This window comes from Streptomyces sp. NPDC048637, assembly GCF_040650675.1.
Taxonomy (GTDB): domain Bacteria; phylum Actinomycetota; class Actinomycetes; order Streptomycetales; family Streptomycetaceae; genus Streptomyces.
The window spans coordinates 185,822-205,011 of record NZ_JBEZHQ010000011.1; the positions used below are offsets into that span (position 1 = coordinate 185,822).

Annotated in this window: 16 protein-coding genes; 11 read left to right on the top strand and 5 right to left on the bottom strand. The window is 72.3% G+C overall.

Going from position 1 to position 19,190, the window contains the following annotated elements; genetic code table 11:
* The first annotated feature begins 15 nt into the window (after nt 1-15).
* Complete coding sequence (locus AB0C46_RS17335; protein WP_362828626.1) at nt 16-2,259, top strand: NACHT domain-containing protein; 2,244 nt, start codon at nt 16-18, stop codon at nt 2,257-2,259.
* 111 nt (nt 2,260-2,370) lie between these two features.
* Nucleotides 2,371-3,240: a DNA-formamidopyrimidine glycosylase family protein gene (locus AB0C46_RS17340; RefSeq protein ID WP_362828627.1), complete on the top strand. Its 870-nt coding sequence runs from the start codon at nt 2,371-2,373 to the stop codon at nt 3,238-3,240.
* A 35-nt stretch (nt 3,241-3,275) separates the two neighbouring features.
* On the opposite strand, the gene AB0C46_RS17345 is transcribed toward AB0C46_RS17340, so the two are convergent.
* Both AB0C46_RS17345 and AB0C46_RS17350 read right to left on the bottom strand, forming a co-directional pair.
* Complete coding sequence (locus AB0C46_RS17345) at nt 3,276-5,090, bottom strand: choline/carnitine O-acyltransferase (RefSeq protein ID WP_362828628.1); 1,815 nt, start codon at nt 5,088-5,090, stop codon at nt 3,276-3,278.
* Nucleotides 5,091-5,249: 159 nt separating this feature from the next.
* On the bottom strand, nt 5,250-6,119 hold the full coding sequence (locus AB0C46_RS17350) for an arpA protein (protein ID WP_362828629.1): 870 nt from the start codon (nt 6,117-6,119) through the stop codon (nt 5,250-5,252).
* 369 nt (nt 6,120-6,488) lie between these two features.
* Between AB0C46_RS17350 and AB0C46_RS17355 the strand changes: the two genes are divergently transcribed.
* Together AB0C46_RS17355 and AB0C46_RS17360 are read left to right on the top strand one after the other, a co-directional pair.
* Entirely contained in the window at nt 6,489-8,504 is a 2,016-nt protein-coding gene (locus AB0C46_RS17355; RefSeq protein ID WP_362828630.1) for an NADPH-dependent 2,4-dienoyl-CoA reductase, read from the top strand.
* A gap of 76 nt (nt 8,505-8,580) precedes the next feature.
* Entirely contained in the window at nt 8,581-9,147 is a 567-nt protein-coding gene (locus AB0C46_RS17360; RefSeq protein ID WP_362828631.1) for a PadR family transcriptional regulator, read from the top strand.
* A 162-nt stretch (nt 9,148-9,309) separates the two neighbouring features.
* On the opposite strand, the gene AB0C46_RS17365 is transcribed toward AB0C46_RS17360, so the two are convergent.
* The 3 genes from AB0C46_RS17365 to AB0C46_RS17375 all read right to left on the bottom strand — a co-directional run bounded on the left by AB0C46_RS17365 (nt 9,310) and on the right by AB0C46_RS17375 (nt 12,272).
* A complete protein-coding gene (locus tag AB0C46_RS17365) occupies nt 9,310-9,582 on the bottom strand; it encodes a hypothetical protein (protein WP_362828632.1) in 273 nt (90 codons plus the stop codon).
* A gap of 126 nt (nt 9,583-9,708) precedes the next feature.
* Entirely contained in the window at nt 9,709-11,271 is a 1,563-nt protein-coding gene (locus AB0C46_RS17370) for an AMP-binding protein (protein WP_362828633.1), read from the bottom strand.
* A gap of 92 nt (nt 11,272-11,363) precedes the next feature.
* Nucleotides 11,364-12,272 (bottom strand): Gfo/Idh/MocA family oxidoreductase, encoded by a 909-nt coding sequence (locus tag AB0C46_RS17375; RefSeq protein ID WP_362828634.1) that lies wholly within the window; start codon nt 12,270-12,272, stop codon nt 11,364-11,366.
* Between the two features lie 590 nt (nt 12,273-12,862).
* On the opposite strand from AB0C46_RS17375, the gene AB0C46_RS17380 reads away from it, so the two are divergent.
* The 7 genes from AB0C46_RS17380 to AB0C46_RS17410 all read left to right on the top strand — a co-directional run bounded on the left by AB0C46_RS17380 (nt 12,863) and on the right by AB0C46_RS17410 (nt 19,126).
* A complete protein-coding gene (locus AB0C46_RS17380) occupies nt 12,863-13,222 on the top strand; it encodes a hypothetical protein (protein WP_362828635.1) in 360 nt (119 codons plus the stop codon).
* Entirely contained in the window at nt 13,219-13,983 is a 765-nt protein-coding gene (locus tag AB0C46_RS17385) for a class I SAM-dependent methyltransferase (RefSeq protein WP_362828636.1), read from the top strand. The genes AB0C46_RS17380 and AB0C46_RS17385 overlap by 4 nt, the downstream gene beginning before the upstream one ends.
* Nucleotides 13,984-14,155: 172 nt before the next feature.
* Nucleotides 14,156-15,628, top strand: a complete 1,473-nt coding sequence (locus AB0C46_RS17390) for a hypothetical protein (RefSeq protein ID WP_362828663.1) — start codon at nt 14,156-14,158, stop codon at nt 15,626-15,628.
* Complete coding sequence (locus AB0C46_RS17395; protein WP_362828637.1) at nt 15,625-16,758, top strand: hypothetical protein; 1,134 nt, start codon at nt 15,625-15,627, stop codon at nt 16,756-16,758. The genes AB0C46_RS17390 and AB0C46_RS17395 overlap by 4 nt, the downstream gene beginning before the upstream one ends.
* A gap of 204 nt (nt 16,759-16,962) precedes the next feature.
* Entirely contained in the window at nt 16,963-17,985 is a 1,023-nt protein-coding gene (gene glnII / locus AB0C46_RS17400) for a glutamine synthetase (RefSeq protein ID WP_362828638.1), read from the top strand.
* A gap of 135 nt (nt 17,986-18,120) precedes the next feature.
* Entirely contained in the window at nt 18,121-18,393 is a 273-nt protein-coding gene (locus AB0C46_RS17405) for a hypothetical protein (protein WP_362828639.1), read from the top strand.
* Nucleotide 18,394: 1 nt separating this feature from the next.
* Nucleotides 18,395-19,126, top strand: coding sequence for a rhomboid-like protein (locus AB0C46_RS17410; RefSeq protein ID WP_362828640.1), 732 nt, complete (start codon nt 18,395-18,397; stop codon nt 19,124-19,126).
* The last annotated feature ends 64 nt before the right edge of the window (nt 19,127-19,190 follow it).

Here is a 19,190-nt window from a genome sequence, read left to right on the forward strand (position 1 = left end):
GGAGGGAGCGGCGCCGTGACGGGCCCGCCACCGGACCGCCGGGACCGGCGCGAGGGCATGACGCCCCATCATGAGGCCCCGGCCCAGCATCACGAGGCCCCGGCCCAGCACCACCAGCCCCCGGTGCAGCACCACCAGGGCTCGGCGTGTCGCCACGAGGGCCCGGCGTACCGCCCGGCGAGTGGGGCCGCGGATTACGGGCCGCTGCCTCATGCCCAGACGATCGGGCCGGTGATCATCGGGCGCCCCCCGCGATCGAGTTTCGACACAGCGCTGGACGATGACGCGGACGGGCTCGCGAAGGCGCTCCGCACGCAGTGGCGGAAAGAGGAGAAGCTGCGGAAGATCCGGGACCCGATCCCGCTGCCGGTCCGCTGGCATGCGGCGTCCGACGAGGTGATGGACCACTGGTCCAACATCTGCCGGTGCCGGGCCGGGGTCGCTCCCCGCCCGCCGGTCCTGGCCGGTCAACTGCACGAGGTCGTGCAGGTCCATCGCCGGATTCCCTCCCGGCGGCTGGTGGTGCTGGGCCGGGCGGGATCGGGAAAGACGACCCTGGCCCTGCGGTTCGTCCTGGATCTGCTGGCGGCCCGGAGCAGCCCCGCCGAGCCCGTGCCGGTGATCTTCAGCCTCGCGTCGTGGGACCCCACCACCACGACACTGAGCTGCTGGCTGACCGGTCAACTGGAGCGCGACCACCCCCGTTTGGCCGGGAAGCGCGACCGCCCCGGCTTGGCCAGGACCGCACCGGACGCCTCGACACGGGCGGAAAGGCTGGTCGACAACGACCGCATCCTGCCCGTGCTGGACGGGTTCGACGAGATCCCCGACCGGCTGCGCCGTCCCGCGCTGAGAGAGCTCAACGACACCCATATGCCTCTGCTGCTGACCAGCCGCCGCACCGAATACGCCGCCGCCGTGAAGGACGCCAGGGCCCTGACCTCCGCCGCGGCTGTCGAACTGATCGAACTCTCCCTGACCGACCTGGAGCACTGCCTGCCGCGCGCCGCGCGGAAGACGAGCCCCTCCTCGACCGTGTGGCATCCCGTCCTGAAACATCTGCGCGAGCACCCTCGGCACCCGGCCAGCGTCCGTCTCGCCGCGGTGCTGAGAACTCCGTTGATGGTCATGCTGGCCCGCACCATCTACAGCGACGACCTGGACCGTGACCCCTGGGTGCTGCTGGACACCGACCGGTTCAGCAGCACCCATGATCTTGAAGATCACCTTCTGGACGGCTTCGTCCCCACGCTCTACCGCGACCAGGACCGCGCCCACCGCGCACGTGTCCCGCATCGGTTCGGTCACCTCGCCCGGCACCTGAACCAGCTCGGCACCCGCGACCTCGCCTGGTGGCAGCTGGGCAGCACCCTGCCCCGCCGGTCGCGGATGTGCGTGATCGGCCTCGTGGCCGGTCTGGCCTTCGGACTGGTGGACGCTCTGGTGTTGTGGTCCGTCTTCGGGCCGGCGTACGGACTCGTGCCGGGACTCAGAAAGGCGCTTCTCAACGGGCTGGCGTTCGGGGCCACGTCCGGTCTGGCCCTCGGTCTCGTGTACGGGCTCAGATACGGGACGGGGGCACGTACGCCGTCGCGGGTACGCGTGCGGCTGCTCGGCGGCTCGAAGGAGAGGCGCAAGGAGTTCGCGCCCAGGCTGGCGATCGGTCTCGTGGGCGGGTTCTGCTTCGGATTCCTGGCCTGGCTCGTGGAAACGCTGGTGATCGGACTGGCGGAGACCGAGTACGGGCTCATGCCCTTGCTCGCCCACGGGTCGGCATCCGGACTCCGCTCCGGGCTCGTGTACGGCCCTGCGACCGGCCTCGCCTTCGCGCTCTCGGCCGTGCTGGAGGACCCCGTCGATCTCGAAACCGCCGTCGGCCCCCTGGACCTGTTGCAGACCAACCGCGCGACGGTGCTGTTCCACCTGCTGGTGTTCGGGCTCCTCATGGGGATCTCGGGCGGGATCCTGTACCGGCTCCAGCAGTTCGAGCTCATCGACTGGATGCTGTTCGGGGTCGTGGGCGGGCTGGGCGGCGGGCTCGCCTACGGACTCAGCCTGACGGCGTGGGGCCAGTGGGTGACCCTGTCCCGCATCTGGCTGCCGCTGACCGGGCAGCTGCCCTGGACGATGCACACCTTCCTGGCGGACGCCCACCGGCGCGGCGTGCTGCGCCAGACCGGCGCGGTCTACCAGTTCCGCCACGCCCGGCTCCAGGAGCACCTGGCGGCCGAAACCCGCGCCTCCCGGAAGACCCGCTGAGGGGGTGTGGTGCGTGGTGGCAGGGGCCAGCCCGCCGGGAGACCCGTTCCAGCCGGACTGGTGGCCCCCGTCCCCGCGCTCCGGTCGCGTCACCCGAGGCAGACTTGCGATATGCCTGAATTGCCGGAAGTTGAGTCCCTCGCCCGGTTCCTCGCCGACCATCTGGCCGGACGGGCCGTCGACCGGGTGTATCCGGTCGCCGTGCACGCGCTCAAGACCTATGACCCGCCGGTCACCGCGCTCGAAGGGGAGTCGTTCGAGGGGGTGACGCGGCACGGGAAGTTTCTCGACCTCCAGGTCGGGACGCTGCATCTGGTGGTGCATCTGGCCAGGGCGGGGTGGGTGCGGTGGAGCGAGAAGCTGCCGGCCGTGCCGCCGCGGCCCGGGAAGGGGCCACTGGCGCTGCGGGTGCGGCTCGCCGGGCAGGACGGCGGCGAGGGCTTCGATGTGACCGAGGCGGGCAGCCAGAAGCACCTCGCGGTGTATGTCGTGCGGGATCCGCGGGAGGTGCCCGGTGTGGCGCGGCTCGGCCCCGATCCGCTTGCGGCGGACTTCACCCCGGCGGCCTTCCGTGCGCTGCTGGAAGGGGAGCGCCGCCAGATCAAGGGCGTACTGCGCGACCAGAGCGTGCTGGCGGGGATCGGGAACGCCTACTCGGACGAGATTTTGCATGCGGCCCGGATGTCGCCGTTCAAGCTTGCCGCGAAGCTCTCCGAGGAGGAGGTGACCCGGCTGTACGCGGCGATCGGGAGCACGCTCCAGGAGGCGGTCGAGCGGTCCCGTGGGCTGCCGCTCAAGGATCTCAAGGCGGAGAAGAAGAGCGGGCTGCGGGTGCACGGGCGCAAGGGGCAGCCCTGCCCGGTCTGCGGGGACACGGTCCGGGAGGTGTCGTTCAGCGATTCGGCGCTGCAGTACTGCCCCACCTGCCAGACGGGCGGTAAGCCCCTCGCGGACCGGCGGCTGTCCCGGTTGCTGAAGTAGACAAGCAGGGGACGGCCGCCGGTCCGCGCGGAGGGTCAGCCCCCGGAACCGTCGGACGCCAGCAGCTCCCGCAGTTCGGCCACCGCCTCACGGAGCCGGTCGGCGAAGGCCTGCATCGGGCCGGCCACCGCCAGGGGCGTGCTCAGGTAGAGGTGGAAGCGGTCGGGCAGCAGGACGTAGGCGACGCCGATACAGCGGCTGCTGGTGGAGCCGAAGCCGAAGTACTGGATGTTCGCGGACGGGGCGGAGCTGGTGCTCAGGTAGTCGTCCCGCATCGTCAGCCAGCCCGGGGTCCGGTAGAGGGCGGGCTGCTCGGTCACGCCGAGCTCGGCGCCGCGCCGCCGCTGGATCAGTTCCAGCTCCCACAGGTGCTGCTCGGGTGCCTGGCCGGCCTGGCACTCCTTGGCGCGCGCCACATGCTTCCCGGCGGCGGCCCGGAACGCGGCGCGGCGGGCGTCCGCGGAGGCCGCCGGGTCCTCCATCGCGGTCACGAACGCCTGGATCTCCGGGGTGACGACACGCATCGCCTCGGTCCGGCCGTGCCGCCACTGGCGGGTGGCGATCGACTCGTAGGTGGCGCCGAGGTGCCCCTTGGCGCGCTGATGGGCCAGTTGATAGGCGAGCTGGACGAACGCGTCGGGCGAAGCGCCCAGGGCCTTGGCGGTGGTGCTGCCGAAGTCGTCGAAGGAGACGGTCCGGGTGGCGGTGTGCGCCCCGTACTCCGCGAAGGCGTCGGCCGCGGCGCGCACCTGTGCCCGGAGGGCGTCGTCCAGCTCGAAGGCGACCGGCTCCAGGGACGGGAGCCCCTGGGAACGGGCCCCGGACCGGCGGGAGTGTTCCCCGGCCGGGGTGCTGAGCAGGGCGTCGGTGAAGCTGAGGATGGTGGTCCCGTCCAGCTCGCAGTGCTCCACGTTGATGCCCGCCCGGCCGTCGGCGAAGACGATCAGGGACACGGCCTTGTCGAACCAGCGGTTGCCGCGGTCGCCGTACAGCAGCTGGTCGCAGGCCTCCTGGGTGTCCGCGGGGGCGAAGTCCTCCAGGCAGACGCAGAACAGCGCGGTCTCGATGTCGTCCAGGGCGTCCGCGTTGCGGGGGTGGCGGGCGCGCAGGGACTCCCGGGCGGCAGCCCACTCCGCGCGGGCCATGGTGGTGAGGTGGCCGACCGGGGTGCCGGCCGCGGCCGGTTCGGCGCCGGCCTTCTGTACGGCGCGCAGTCCCGCTTCGAGGTCGTCCAGGCTGTGCGGGACACCGTCCGCGCCGAGCACGTCCATCCGGAACAGGTTGCCGCGGTGGAACACCACGATGTGCCGGGCCTCGGACGGGCCCGGCCAGGCGTCGGTGCAGGGGCTGCGGACGGTGTCCTGTTCCGCCCCGGGGATCCGGGTGGCGGAGAACAGGAACCTGTTCTGCACCATCGACTGGGGCACGCCCCGCTGCACCACCGGAGGGATGAGCTCCTGATCGAGCCGGCGCTTGTAGCCGACGGCGCCGGCGATGAGCCCGGCCGCCCGCTCCACCTGTGACTGCGGCTGCTCGGGGGCGGGGTCCTGGAACAGGAAGAAGAAGTTGGCGTTGAGCGCGATCCGGTCCCGGCGGCCCAGGTAGCGGTACGGCCAGAAGGTGTCGAGCCAGCTGTGCACGCCCGGTGTGGCGTCGTACTCCTCCAGCGCCGCCTGCAGCACCCGGCCGGGGCCGCCGGGGCGGAGGAAGGCAGCCACCTCCGCCTCGGTCGCCGCCCGCTCGTCGGCGGTCAGCAGCGGCGCGCACCAGTCGAGGAACCTCTCGCAGCTCGCCTCCAGCGTCGGCAGCGGGACCCGCGGGAGGCTGTCCTCCTGGGCGTAGGTCGTCATGGCGGCCCTTTCCTGACGGTTATTCAATTCTGCTCTCTCGATTCGGCTCGTGGGGACCTGTGCTGTCACTCGTGCATGATCGCGCCGTCACCCACCGTGTCCGTCACCGCGTGGCACGGGCGGGGGCGGTTCGCGGCGGCGGGGTGTCCGCGCCGTCCGCTAATCCAGCAGCCGGTCGCCGCGGACGGCGCGGCCCTCGGCCGCCGTGTGTGCGGGCAGTACCCGGCCGAAGAGCTGCCGGGTGCGTGCCACGCTGCCGATGACGCCGGGCCGCTCGCTGTAGGCGAAGATCGCGGAGTGGCGCGCGCTCCCGCCGCGCACCGGACTCACCCGGTGGAGCGAGTAGCGGCCCTTGAACAGCTGCAGGTCGCCGGGGTGCAGCGCCAGGCGCCGGATCAGCCGCTCGCCCCGGCCGTCCAGGACGTCCCGGACGTCGTCGAAGCGTTCGTCGTGCGCGGACCTGATGTTCGGGCAGTACTCGAAGACGCCGCCGTCCTGCGCCTGCCGGGTGAGCATGCTCACGGTGAACTCGTTGGTGTCGAAGTGCCAGGGGTGTTCCATGCCCGGTGCGACGACATTGAGTACCAGCCCGGAGAGCGGGTCCGCCAGCTCGTGCAGCCGCGGCAGGCCGAAGCAGCGGGCGAGGAAGTCCTGGAACAGCGGGTCGGAGTAGAGCCGGCTGATGAGGGACTCCGCAGGCACGCGGTCCCGTGGGACGAAGGCGTTGCCCCGCTGGAAGGTCCGCCGGCCGGGGTGGTCCGCCGGCAGCGCCGCGTCCACCGCGATGTTGTAGACGTTGACCGTCTCGACGTCGAAGTGCGCCTGGGGGGCGAGCGCGGCGCACTCCTGCTCCAGCGCCGCGCGGAGCGCCGGGCGGACGAAGTCCGGCAGCACGGTGCAGCCGAGCGTCAGGAGTTCGTGCCGGGCCCGGGAAATCACGGCCAGCCCCCCGGCACTGTCGAGTTCCGGCAGGGGGTACCGGTCGGTGTCGACCACCTGGTCGAGCGTGAGGGCTTGCGCAGTGCTCATTCGATCCTCTCCACATGCGGGCAGACCGTCGTGAGCCGGATGCCGCCCGCGGCCGCGCGGCCCGCCGCGGACGCCCCCTCCAGGCAGTCCCCGCGGTCCGCGCGCCGTCGGGGCCGCGCCCCCGGCTCTTCGGCAACTCCTCTTTCGGCAACTCCACTGGGGAGCAGCACAGTTGAAGCTCCCACAGCGCCGCCGGGTTGTCTGTGACACGTCACACTGTGCGAGGCGGCAACTGCGAGCCGTGTGAGGGGGAGCGGGCGCGCCGGGGTGCCGCGGAGTCGCCTGCATCACGTTTTTTGCAACTTGTTGCATAACTCTCTCCGGCTGGTCTACAACTACTGCCACGACCACCGCGCCAGGAGGCCCCCCATGAGCCAGTACCCCCACCTGATGAGCCCCCTCGACCTCGGCTTCACCACCCTGCCCAACCGGGTGCTGATGGGGTCGATGCACATCGGGCTGGAGGAGGCCGAGAACGGCTTCGCGCGGATGGCCGCCTTCTACGCCGCCCGCGCGCGCGGCGGCGTCGGCCTGATGGTGACCGGCGGTATCGCGCCGAACGACGCCGGCCGGCCGTACGAGGGCGGGGCCAAGCTCACCACCGAGGAGGAGGCGGCGCAACACCGGACGGTGACCGACGCGGTGCACGCGGCGGATGGCCGGATCGCGATGCAGATCCTGCACTTCGGGCGGTACGCGTACCACGCCGATCTGGTCGCGCCGAGTGCCCTCCAGGCGCCCATCAGCCCCTTCGTCCCGAACGCGCTCACCGACGACGAGGTCGAGCAGACCATCGAGGACTATGTGCGGGCGGCGGAGCTGGCGAAGTCCGCCGGGTACGACGGCGTCGAGATCATGGGCTCCGAGGGCTATCTGATCAATGAGTTCATCGTCGGCGCGACCAATCGGCGCACGGACCGGTGGGGCGGCTCCTACGAGAACCGGATGCGCTTCCCGCTGGAGATCGTCCGCCGCACCCGGGAACGCGTCGGCACCGACTTCATCCTGATCTACCGGCTCTCCATGCTGGACCTCATCCCGGGCGGTTCCACGCTGGAGGAGGTCGTCACCCTCGCCAAGGAGATCGAGGCGGCGGGGGCCACGATCATCAACACCGGTATCGGGTGGCACGAGGCCCGGATCCCCACCATCGTGACCTCGGTGCCGCGCGGTGCCTACACCTGGGTGACGAAGCGGCTGATGGGCTCGGTGACCATCCCCTTGGTGACCAGCAATCGCATCAACACCCCTGAGGTCGCCGAGGAGTTGCTCGCCGACGGACGCGCCGACATGGTGTCGCTGGCCCGGCCCTTCCTCGCCGACCCGGACTTCGTCGCCAAGGCGCGGGACGGCCGGGCCGGGGCGATCAACACCTGCATCGGCTGCAACCAGGCCTGCCTCGACCACACCTTCAGCGGGAAGATCACGTCCTGTCTGGTCAATCCGCGGGCCTGCCACGAGACCGAGCTGGTCCTCTCCCCCACCCGGCGGCGCAAGCGGCTCGCCGTGGTCGGCGCCGGGCCGGCCGGGCTCGCCTGCGCCGTGTCCGCGGCCGAGCGCGGCCATCAGGTCACCCTGTTCGACGCCGCGGCCGAGATCGGCGGGCAGCTGAACATCGCCAAGCGGATCCCGGGCAAGGAGGAGTTCGACGAGACCCTGCGCTACTTCCGTCACCAGCTCGACAGCCACGGCGTGGACGTGCGGCTGAACTCCGCCGTCACCGCCGCGGACCTCGGCGGATACGACGAGATCGTGGTCGCCACCGGGGTCACCCCGCGCACCCCGGAGATCGAGGGCATCGACCACCCCAGCGTCGTCAGCTACCTCGATGTGCTGCGCGACGGGGCGCCGGTCGGCGCGCGCGTGGCGGTCATCGGGGCGGGGGGCATCGGCTTCGATGTCGCCGAGTTCCTCACCGATGCCGGCGATGCGGCGAGCCAGGACCCGGAGGCCTACTTCCGCGCCTGGGGCGTCGACACCTCGTACGGCGACCGGGGCGGGCTGCGCGCGCCCGAGCGCCCCAGGACCGCGCGCCAGGTGCATCTGCTCCAGCGCAAGACGTCGAAGGTCGGCGCCGGGCTCGGCAAGACCACCGGCTGGATCCACCGTACGGAGCTGCGGCACCGGGGCGTGACCATGGTCGTTGGGGCGGTGTACGAGCGGATCGACGACGAGGGCCTGCACCTCACGGTCGACGGCACGGCCACCACGCTCCCCGTGGACACCGTCGTGCTGTGCACCGGGCAGGAGCCGCGCCGGGATCTGTACGAGGAGCTGCGGGCCGAGGGGCGCGCCGTGCACCTCATCGGCGGTGCGGATGTCGCCGCCGAGCTGGACGCCAAGCGCGCCATCCAGCAGGGGACGGAGCTCGCCGCGGCCCTGTGAGCCGCCGCCCGCCCAGGGGCTGTGGCGGGCACCGCGAGCCCGCCACGCCCTGATCGCCGCGGCCTAGGATTCCCCCATGTCACTCCCGCACGCGATCCTCACCGCCCTGCTCGAAAAGCCGTCGTCGGGGCTGGCGCTGACCCGTCGGTTCGACCGGTCGATCGGCTACTTCTGGTCGGCCACCCATCAGCAGATCTATCGCGAGCTGGGCAAGCTGGAGCAGGCCGGATTCATCCGGGCGCTGCCGAGCGAGCAGCCGTCCCGGGGGCAGAAGAAGGAGTTCGAGGTGCTGCCCGCGGGCCGGGCCGAGCTGACCCGCTGGGCCGGTGGTGAGCAGGAATCCAAGCCCATCCGGGACGCGCTGCTGCTGCGGCTGCGGGCCTCGGCGGTGGTGGGGCGGACCGGGCTCGATGCCGAGCTGCGACGTCATCTGACGCTGCACCGGCGGCAGTTGGCGGAGTACCAGGAGATCGAGGACCGCGACTTCGGGACGGCGGCGGATCCGGAGGACCGGCTGCGGCGGCTGGTCCTGCGGGCCGGGATCGGTCTGGAGACCTTCTGGGTGGAGTGGCTGGCGGAGGCGTTGGCCGAGGTGACGGACATGGACGCCGTGACGGCCCCGGGGGACGGCGCGGACGGGTGAGCCGCGCGGGCGGGCACGGCAGGGAACGGCAGGGAACGGCAGGGAACGGCAGGGAACGGCAGGGAACGGCAGGGAACGGCAGGGGCGGCCGGCCCCGGGGGAAGTCCCGGGGCCGGCCGCCCTGTTGATGCACCGGGGAGCCGTCAGCAGTTGTCGTGGAGGTCAGCAGTTGTCGTAGATGAGGGCGCGCACCAGACGGCAGGTCGTGTCGGACGGGGCGTGGACCCCTATCTCGGCCGCGGTGCTGCGGATGGTGTGGTTGTGGGCCTGCTCAGGGCGGTAGACGCCGGTGTCGAGCAGGGCGATGGCCAGCCGCATGGCCTTCAGGCGGCGGTTGTGCGATTCGTACCGCTCGCGCGGCCATCCGGCGGGCAGCGGCTTCTTGGGCAGCGGGTGGGCCGGGAGAGGCTTCGTCATGAGTGTGGCAGCGGCCATCGGCGGACCTCCTGGAGCGTGGATGAACCCTCACTGACTGGTTCCCATTCTACTGGCCACCACTGACAAAAGCCCCTGGCCAGGGGGGATTTGGCGGCGGGAGAAGGCCTTCCGGGCGGCCCGTGGTCAGGCCGTGGCGGCCATGGCCCGCAGCTGCGTTTTGTCCGGCTTGCCGACGGGGGTGAGGGGGATGGCGCCGACGAGGTGGACGGCGGCCGGGGCGCACAGCGCGCCCTGGTGCTCGGTGACGAAGGCGCGCAGGACGCCGGGGTCCACCCGGTGGCCCGGCGCGGGGACGACCGCGGCGTGCACCTCCTCGGTCTCGTCCGGCCCGCGCACCCCGTAGACGGCGCAGTGGGCGACCGCCGGGTGGGTGTGCAGCAGATCCTCGACCTCCGCCGGGTGGACATGGCCGCCGACGACGATGATCACGTCCTTGACCCGGTCGACGAGGCAGAGCCGGCCGTCGTCGTCCAGGATGCCGACGTCGCCGGTGCGCAGCCAGCCGTCGCCGCGCAGCACCTGCGCGGTCAGCTCCGGCTGCTTCCAGTAGCCGGACATCACACCGGCGGAGCGTACGTGGACCTCGCCCCGCTCCCCCGTCGGCAGGTCCCGCCCGTCCGCGTCGCGGACGGCGAGCGTCACGCCGGGCAGCGGGCGGCCGACGCTGATCCGGCCGCCGGGTCCGGCGCGGAGATGGTCCTCCGGACGGGCCTCGGTGATCGTCATCGCCTCGGACATGCCGTACATCCCGAACAGCACCGGGCCGAAGACCTCGGCGGCCCGCGCCAGCCGGGAGGGCGAGGCCGTGCAGCCGCCGTAGGTGATGCGGGTGAGGGAGCTGAGGTCGGTGGCGGGGAGCGTGGGGTCGTCGAGGACGCGGTAGAGGAGCGGGGGCAGCAGCCAGAGATGGGTGATGCGGTCGCGTTCGACGGCGGCGAGGACGGCCGTGGGGTCGAAGGTGCGGTGCAGTACGACGGTGCCGCCGGCCGCGAGCGTGGCATCGGCCAGGACGCCCGCGAGGTGGGCGAGCGGGGTGAAGGCGAGGAAGCGGGGCGGGTCGCCGGCGGCCTCCATGCGGTGGTGCAGGATCATCCCGGCGTACGGGGCGTGCGCCATCCGCACTCCCTTGGGGATGCCGGTCGTGCCGCCGGTGTGCCGGATGCACCAGTCGTCCCCGGGACGGGCGGCGCCCGGCACCTCGGGAGTGGCGGGGAGTGCGGCGCAGGCGGCCAGGAGGTCGGGGCCCAGCCCGGCGGCCGCGGGCTCCGCACCCAGGGTCATGACGTCGGGGGCCTGGCCCCGGAGGTGGCCGAGCAGGGCCCGTGCGGTGCCGTGGAGCGCCGGGTCGACGAGGAGCAGGGCGGTCTCTGTGCTCTCCGCGATCCGGGCCAGGGTCTCGGCGGCCATACCGTCGTAGAGGAAGACGACACGGGCGCCGAGGTGGTTGGCGGCGTAGCGGGCGGCGAGCACCTCGGGGCGGTTGCTGCTGAGGAGACCGACGGTCCGGCCGCGGCCGATACCGCGTCCGGCGAGCACCGCCGCCATGCGGTGGACGGTGCCGCGCAGGGCACCGGCGGTGATCTCGTCGCCGCCGGCGCCCGTGGTCAGTACGGGCCGGGACGGGTCGCGGGCGAGGACGGCGAGAAGAGCGTCGGTATAGCTGGTAAAGCCGGTGGCGGGCGTCATGGCGTGGGGCTCCCTGGGCCGGTGCGGGCGGGTGGCCGTCATGACGCTACGGACCGTTACTCATGCCCTCCACGACCAATTTCGCCATGTGGTCATGCCCCCGGAGGCATAAGTGGGCTCAGCGTCTCCTCCGCCGCCGCCAGGATTTCGGTGACCCGGAGGCCGAAGTGGACATCGCAGGCGTTCGGCAGCCCGGTCCCGGCGGCGGCGAGCAGGGCGTCGACGGCGCGGTGGTAGGCGGGTTCGGGACCGTCCAGGCGGCGGGGCAGGGTGGTGATGCCGGCGGTGCCGCGGAGGGTGACCTCGACGCCGGCGGCCGCGGCCGGGGCGGTCAGACCGACCGTCGCCGTGCTCGCCGCCCCGCTGCTGTGACGCATCGTGAGCAGCACCGTGTCGGCCGGACCGCGGGTGGCGGTGACCGCTTCCGCGTCCCCGAGGACCGGCAGCAGCACCGACAGCGCATGCGGGCCCACGTCCCACAGGCCGCCCTTCACGCGGCGCCAGGGCGAATCGGCGTACGGACCGGCGCTGTCGTCGGCGAAGACCGAGCCGAGCCAGTCGGCGTGCGCGGTGAACCAGCCGCCGGCCGCGGCCTGGGCGGCGATCCACTCCCCTTCCTGCTCCCCGAAGCGCGCGGTGAAGAACACCACCGAGGCGACCCCCGCACGGTCGGCGGCCTCGGTGACGGCGCGGGCCTCGGGCACGGAGGTGGCGACCGGCTTGTCCAGGAGGAGGTGGCGGCCGGCCTCGGCGGCGCGGACCGCCAGCGGGGCCTGGACGGACGGCGGCAGGGCGATCGCGACGGCGTCGCAGGCCTCGAACAGCTCGTCGGGGCCGTCATACGGGCGGGTGCCGTGGACCTGGGCCAGCGCCGCGGCGGCCTCAGGCCGCCGCCCCCAGATGCCGGTGAGCTCGACGCCGGGGTGCGCGGCGAGGGCGGGGGCGTGGACGCGCCGCGCCCAGGGGCCGGTGCCGAGGAGTCCGATGCGCAGGGTCGTCATGGGGTCAGTGTCCCGCGGGGTGCGGGGCGGGGCGCCGATTTCGCCGCCCGTGCCGTGGGCCTGCCCGGTGGGTCCTCCATGACGCATCTCCGGCTCAGGTCACCAGGGCCACTCCGTGAGTTCCGCCGGCGCCCCTTTCCCCGTCGAACGCAAACGGCCCGGGTATCAGCGTGCCTGCCGGCGCATACCTCCGGCGGCTGACGGAGAACTTCGGCAGAGGCATTACACCCTCGAATTGCTACGTCAATTGACGGATGTCCACCGGCGGGCATTCAAGCAGTCTGGGAGGCAACTCGTACACCCCGGGAGACGACCAGGGGCAGTTCACTTTCTACCAGCTCGGCAGGTACCGGCTTTTTACTCCACGGGCGGCACGATCACCACGCCTGGGGCCAGCAGTGCGGCGTCCCGCCGACTGCAGCGGCAGTGATCCGAGTGGAGAGTAACGGCGCGCCGGTGAAGAGGTGTGGTGATGATCGAAGGATGCACGGGGAATCCCCCACCGGGGTTCGGGAATTCCGCAACAACGGGTACTGCGGAGGGGCGGGGAAACCGGTCTCCCGTGGGCCGGGGGCGCGAAGGAGGCGGTGATGATCGCTGAGGAGAACCTGCGGACCCTTGCGCTCACCCTGCCCGGTGTCGCCCAAGTGCCGGACTGGGGCTGCAGTCGCTTCCATGTCCGCCGCAGAACCTTTATGACGCTCAACGGGGTGGGTAACCGCGCCGCGGTCCGGCTGCCCCTCGCCGACTGGCTTTCGCTGGCGCTGCCCCGAACAGGCCCGTACCGCGGCGTGTTGCGACCCCGCGTGCAGCCTGGGTGGGTCGTGTTCGACCCCGCACAGGTCAGCGCGGAGGCCGCGCGCAGATGTGTGCACGCAGCATGGCGGCACGCGGCACACCCGGCGCCCGGGCAACGACCGCGACAACCGGAACAGGAACGCACAGCATGAACGAGCGCACAAGGGCGGACCAGTACGACGCCACGGACGAGGACTACGTCCGCTACTGGGACGGCCGCGACTACGAACATGCCGCCGAAACGGTCGCGGTGCGGCGTCTGCTGGGCCGCACGCACTGCCGCAGGGCGGCCGACATCGGCGGCGGATTCGGCAGGCTGAGCCTGGTGTTGCAGACCTACGCCGACGAGGTCACTCTGCTCGACACCAGCAAGAAGCAGCTGGAAGCGGCGAAGGAATTCGTGGGCGACCACCCCCGCATCCGCCTTCAGCTGATGCGCCCGGCCGCGTTCGGACTGCCCGATGGCTCGATGGCTATCGTGACCATGGTCCGGGTCATGCACCATCTCCCCGATCCCGGACCGACCCTGGCGGAGATATCCCGGGTCCTGCACCCCAAAGGCATGGCAATCATCGAAGTTGCCAATCTCGCGCACGCCGTCAACCGCATGCGCTATCTCGCGCACGGACGCAGCGTTCCCCGCAGCCCGATCGACATCCGCTCGGCCGAAAAGCGTGCGGAGGGCAGTATCCCCTTCGTGAATCATCATCCGGCATCCGTGGTCCGGCAATTCAGCGAGGCCGGGCTCAGCGTCGAGCGCACGCTTTCGGTGTCCAATCTCCGGCACCCCGCCCTCAAGCGTGCGTTCTCGCAGGGGTTCCTGCTCGCCCTCGAACGGGCCATGCAGGCCCCGCTCGCTCCCCTCGCCTTCGGCCCCAGCCTGTTCTACCTTCTGCGCCCGTCGCACGCTTAATCCACGTGCCCCGCCCGCCCGGCCGGTGTTACGTTCCACCGGCCGGCCGCGGGACTCCGGTGCGACTTCCGGACCTGCTCTGCAAAGCAACGATTCGCTGCTCGTGCCCCCATTCCCCGGCCGGCATCCGACCATGGGGGGGGAGGGCCGCGTGGAGAGCTCCGCGGATCTGATGGCGGCCGAGGACGTGCTGCTGTTCGTGAATGCCGCGATCACGTCCACCGGACAGCGGGAATTCCACTCCGGCGCGGACGAGCAGCAGTTGTCACTGGACTTTCTGCATGCGTACGTACGCATCAACTACCGCCCCCTGTATGCCGCTTCGCTGGCGCTGGACATCAACGACCACAATGCGGCGCTGATCGTGCGCCGACTGCTGGAGACGGCGGGCGAGGCGACGGCGCAGGAGCGGCGCGCCGAGGGGCGGCTGATCGCGGCCCGGCTGGCGCGGCTGCCGGCACCGCGCGTCTACCGGCTGTTCCGTGCGCTGCGCGCCGCCAAGGTCAACAACCGGCGCACCCGCGCGATCATGCGGGACTGGCTCGCCGCGCGCCCGGACCCGGCGCTGGATGCGGTGAAGTACCGCGCCGGCCTCAAGTGCGCGGCGCGGCATGCGCATCTGCCGCTGGACGGCGGGCGCGGCGGCGAGCGGCGGCACGGCGACGGCGAGCGGCGGGACGGCGACGGTGAGCTGGGCGACTTCCTCTTCGCGCCCGGCCGCCGCAAGCAGTTCGCCACCCCACTGCTGGACGCCTGGCGGCGGGCCCACTACGAGCAAGGCGCCCTGTACGAGCTGCCGTTCACCGTCGCCGAGGGGTTCGCCGCGGCGCACGGCATCGGCCGCCGCGCCTTCCTGGAGCGCATCGCACCGCGGATGACCCGGCTGGAGCGGCTGCGGGTGCAGGAGTCGGCCCGTGCGCACCGCGCCGAGGTATCCGCCGAGCTCGGCGCCATGCCGCTGACCCGGCTCGCCTCGTACGTCCTCGGGCTGTCGCTCGACGACCGGGCCGCGCGGCGCGGCGAGCTGACCGGTGCGCTGCGGGCCGCGGCGCGGCGTACGGCGGGGGCGCAGGCCGGGACCTGGGGCCGGGTGGCCGCCGTCCTGGACGACAGCTTCTCCACGACCGGCTCGCGGCAGAAGCGGCGCCGCCCGCTGGCGACCGCGCTGGCCTGCCACTTTCTGCTGGAGGCGCTGGCGGAGTGCTATCTGCCGCGGTGGACGTCGGGGCGGCAGGACGCGCTGCTCGCATACCCCTACGGGCCGACTCCTCTGGGGATGCGGCTGCTGGAGGCGCTGGAGGACGCACCGGAGCGGCTGGTGATCGTGTCCGACGGGTGGGACAACGCCCCGCCGGGCCTGGCCGGCGAGGTGCTGCGGATCTGGCGGACCCGCCTCGACCCGGAGGGCCGGACCTCCGTCGTGCATCTCAACCCGGTCTACGACGCGGCGGACTTCGCCGTCCGGCGGCTGGCCGCCGCGGTGCCGACGGCCGGGGTGCGCAATGCGGAGGACCTGCCGGCGCTGGTGCAGCTCGCGCGGTTCGCGGAGGGCCGTACGGGCCTGACCGACCTGCGGGCCCACCTGGACGACCGGGTGCGGCAGTTCCTGGCGGAGGAGACGGACGGGGCGGGAGTGACGGTATGAGCAGGCTGGATCTGAGCGGGCTCGCCGCCCGCCCGGCGCAGGTGTGGGGTGCGGTCCGGCTGGTCCCGCTGGTGCGCGCGGAGCCGGTGACCGATCTGCGGCTGCACCGCGAGCTCTACGCGGACGGGCCGGGAACGGTGCAGGCCGACCGCCGCACGTCCTACACCTCCTACCTTCCGCATGGCTTCGTGGCGGACTGGACGGGGGACGGGTCGCCCGCCGCCGCCTACGGCTCGCAGCTGACCGAGGGCCGCGGCCCGGTGGTGTGTACGCCGCTGCATTTTCCGCGCAAGCTCGCCCAGCGGCGGCGGGGCAAGGGCCGCCCGTCCGGCGGCTCCGCGGGCGAGCTGCGTTTTCTGCCGCTCCATCTGGCGCTCGACGGCTATCTGGCGCTGCATTTCGGCGGTCCGCCGATCGTGTGGGAGGAGTGGACCCGCCGGGCGGTGTACCAGGGGCTCACCCCGCGTGCGGAGCGGGCGTACCGGGGCGAGGCGGTGCCCGGTCTCGACGACGCGCTGCGGGTCTTCGAGATCCATCCGGGACAGTGCGGGGTGCTGCTGTACGTCGCCGACGCCCTCGCCGCCGCCTTCGTGGTGCCGCATCCGGACGACTACCGGGCTCTGCACGCCTCTCTGCTGCAGGACCTGTACGGGGAGCTGATGTACCAGTACGCCCTCTACGGCGGGCCGGTGCCGGAGTTCACGACCCGGATCGCCGCGGAGTACGTCACCTCGCTCGCCCAGCTGCGGTCCGCCGCCGAGCGACGGCAGCAGGAGTGGGCGGCACAGCACGCCGGCCTGATGGCGGGCGAGCTGCTCGACGAGACCTATGACGTGCGGGAGGTGTACCGGATGGGCCGGTTCCGGCTGTCGCGGTTCCTGCCGCCGTTCGCGCTGCACCGCACCCAGCACATCGGCGAGATGATCACGGACGGGAAGGGCCGGGTCGCCTATCTCAAGACGTTCCGGCTCTCCGACAAACAGGTCCGGCGCGGCCATGTGCTGCACCGGCTCGCGGCGCACGAGTGGCACCTGGGCCGCACCGCGGAGGCGATGGGGATCACCGGCGGGGAGCTTGCCCGCCGGATCACGCATCTGGGGTTCGAGGGGCTGCTGAAGCGGCGCGCCTGAGGTCTCCGTCACATCGAAATAGCGAGAAGACAGCCCCACCAAGGCGAGTAATCGCAGGTTCATGGCGAAGAAAACCTTAGAAACGCCTGGATGTCCGGCTAGGTAACCTGCGGTTCACAAACGGGCAACGGACGAGAAATGGCGCGTTGCGAGAGTGCGTGAGTACGCCCGCACCGTACCCGCACCGACCGTGAAGAGGACCCCGTGACCATCAAGGCCGAGTACATCTGGATCGACGGCACCCAGCCGACCGCCAAGCTCCGCTCCAAGACCAGGATTCTGAGCGACGGCAGCAAGCTGCCGCGGTGGGGCTTCGACGGTTCCAGCACCAACCAGGCCGAAGGACACGCCTCGGACCTCGTGCTGGAGCCGGTGTTCAGCTGCCCGGACCCGATCCGCGGCGGCGACCACCTGCTGGTGCTGTGCGAGGTGCTGCACACCGACCTCACCCCGCACCCCTCCAACACCCGTGCGCTGCTGCGTCCGGTCGCGGAGAAGTTCGCGGCCCAGGAAGCCATCTTCGGCATCGAGCAGGAGTACACCTTCCTCAAGGGCGACCGGCCGCTCGGCTTCCCCGAGGGCGGCGGCTACCCGGCTCCCCAGGCCGACTACTACTGCGGTGTGGGCGCCGACGCGATCTTCGGCCGGGAGATCGTCGAGAAGCACCTCGACCTGTGCCTGGCGGCGGGCCTCGGCCTGTCCGGCATCAACGCCGAGGTCATGCCCGGCCAGTGGGAGTTCCAGGTGGGCGCGCTGCCCGCGCTGGAGGTCTCGGACCACATGTGGGTGGCGCGCTGGCTGCTGCACCGCGTGGCGGAGGACTTCGGTGTCACGGCGTCGCTGGAGGCCAAGCCGGCCAAGGGCGACTGGAACGGCGCGGGTGCGCACACCAACTTCTCCACCCGCGCGATGCGCGAGGGCTACGACGCGATCATCACCGCCTGCGAGGCGCTGGGCCTGGACGACAAGCCGCTGGAGCACGTCCGCCAGTACGGCACCGGCATCGAGGAGCGTCTGACGGGTGCGCACGAGACCGCCCCGTGGGACGCGTACTCCTACGGTGCCTCGGACCGTGGCGCCTCGGTGCGTATCCCCTGGCAGGTCGAGGTCGAGAAGAAGGGCTACATCGAGGACCGGCGGCCGAACGCCAACGTCGACCCGTACGTGGTCACCCGGCTGATGGTGGACACCTGCTGCACCGAGCTGGCGCGGCGCGAGCAGGTCTGACGCTCCGGAGGAGCGGCACAGCGGGTGACGGGGCCGGGCCGGGAGGTCCGGCCCCGCCGCGTGCCGGGCGCGGTGATCGGCGGCGGACGCGCCGGCTCCCGGCCGTTTGTCAGTGGCGGCTGGCAGTCTGAGGACATGCTTGCGATCACCGTCAAGACCGAGACCGAGACCGGCCCGGTCCGGTCCCGCCCGGCCGCCGCCGAACTCGCCGGGCTGCTGCGCCGGACCGGCCCCGACGACGACCCTTTCGTGGTCGTCGAGCGCTGCCCGGAAGAGGCCCATGCCTATGTACAGACCTGGCGGGACGACGACGGACCGTTCCAGGTGGAGTACCGGGACGGCAGTCCGGACCGGGTCATCGACGTCACCCCGCTGGACTGGCGCAAGCGACTGCCGGCGGGGGACTGAGATGCCGAAGACCGTAGCGCGCATCCTGCCCGGTGGTCTGCTGCGGCGGGCCGCACCGGGCGTCCGGCGCGCCGCCGTGCCCTGGGCCGCGCCGCTGTATGTCGGCGCCGTCCAGCTCGGTGCGTACGCCACCGCGCGGCTGCCCGGCCGGCGGCGCGCGGAGCTGCTGCGCGCGCACTCCACCAACGTCGCCAATCTGCGGGCCGGCCGGTGGCGGACGCTGGTCACCAGCGCGGCGTTCGTCGAACATCCGCTGCCGGTGCCGTACGGTGCCGCGCTGCTCGCCGCCCTCGGTGCGGCCGAGGTGCGATGGGGCACCCGGCGCGCGGCAGGGGTGTTCGCTGCCGGCCATATCGGGGCCAGCCTGCTGGTCTACGCGGGCCTGCGGGCGCGGGGGCACGGCCGTCCCGCCCACGGACCGGTGGCGGTCGCCCCGCCGGACGCGACCGCACAGGCCGTCGACGTCGGGGCCAGCTACGGCTTCAACGCCACAGTGGGCGCCCTCGCCGCGACCGTCCCGCACCGCGGCATCCGGACGGCGGCGACGGCCGGTCTGCTGGCCCTGGCGACCGTTCCCGTACTGCGCCGCGGGCGGACGTTCACCGACGCCGGGCATTTGGCGGCCCTGGTGCTCGGGGTGGCGACGGGGGCGGGGATGCGCAGCGGGACGGGCAGGAGCGGAACGGGAGCGGGAGCGGGAAGGGGAAGGGGAAGGGGAACGAAGCAGGCATAGCGGGCAGGGCGCCGCGCATCGGATTCCGGCCATGGAGCTGCCCGCTGCGCGGTCGCCAACTCCG

What these genes read in the sequence shown, in the direction of transcription:
- AB0C46_RS17340 (WP_362828627.1), top strand. Translation starts at nt 2,371, where the DNA reads ATGCCTGAATTGCCGGAAGTTGAGTCCCTCGCCCGGTTCCTCGCCGAC.
- AB0C46_RS17345 (WP_362828628.1), bottom strand. Translation starts at nt 5,090, where the DNA reads ATGACGACCTACGCCCAGGAGGACAGCCTCCCGCGGGTCCCGCTGCCG.
- AB0C46_RS17350 (WP_362828629.1), bottom strand. Translation starts at nt 6,119, where the DNA reads ATGAGCACTGCGCAAGCCCTCACGCTCGACCAGGTGGTCGACACCGAC.
- AB0C46_RS17355 (WP_362828630.1), top strand. Translation starts at nt 6,489, where the DNA reads ATGAGCCAGTACCCCCACCTGATGAGCCCCCTCGACCTCGGCTTCACC.
- AB0C46_RS17360 (WP_362828631.1), top strand. Translation starts at nt 8,581, where the DNA reads ATGTCACTCCCGCACGCGATCCTCACCGCCCTGCTCGAAAAGCCGTCG.
- AB0C46_RS17365 (WP_362828632.1), bottom strand. Translation starts at nt 9,582, where the DNA reads ATGGCCGCTGCCACACTCATGACGAAGCCTCTCCCGGCCCACCCGCTG.
- AB0C46_RS17370 (WP_362828633.1), bottom strand. Translation starts at nt 11,271, where the DNA reads ATGACGCCCGCCACCGGCTTTACCAGCTATACCGACGCTCTTCTCGCC.
- AB0C46_RS17375 (WP_362828634.1), bottom strand. Translation starts at nt 12,272, where the DNA reads ATGACGACCCTGCGCATCGGACTCCTCGGCACCGGCCCCTGGGCGCGG.
- AB0C46_RS17380 (WP_362828635.1), top strand. Translation starts at nt 12,863, where the DNA reads ATGATCGCTGAGGAGAACCTGCGGACCCTTGCGCTCACCCTGCCCGGT.
- AB0C46_RS17385 (WP_362828636.1), top strand. Translation starts at nt 13,219, where the DNA reads ATGAACGAGCGCACAAGGGCGGACCAGTACGACGCCACGGACGAGGAC.
- AB0C46_RS17390 (WP_362828663.1), top strand. Translation starts at nt 14,156, where the DNA reads ATGGCGGCCGAGGACGTGCTGCTGTTCGTGAATGCCGCGATCACGTCC.
- AB0C46_RS17395 (WP_362828637.1), top strand. Translation starts at nt 15,625, where the DNA reads ATGAGCAGGCTGGATCTGAGCGGGCTCGCCGCCCGCCCGGCGCAGGTG.
- AB0C46_RS17405 (WP_362828639.1), top strand. Translation starts at nt 18,121, where the DNA reads ATGCTTGCGATCACCGTCAAGACCGAGACCGAGACCGGCCCGGTCCGG.
- AB0C46_RS17410 (WP_362828640.1), top strand. Translation starts at nt 18,395, where the DNA reads ATGCCGAAGACCGTAGCGCGCATCCTGCCCGGTGGTCTGCTGCGGCGG.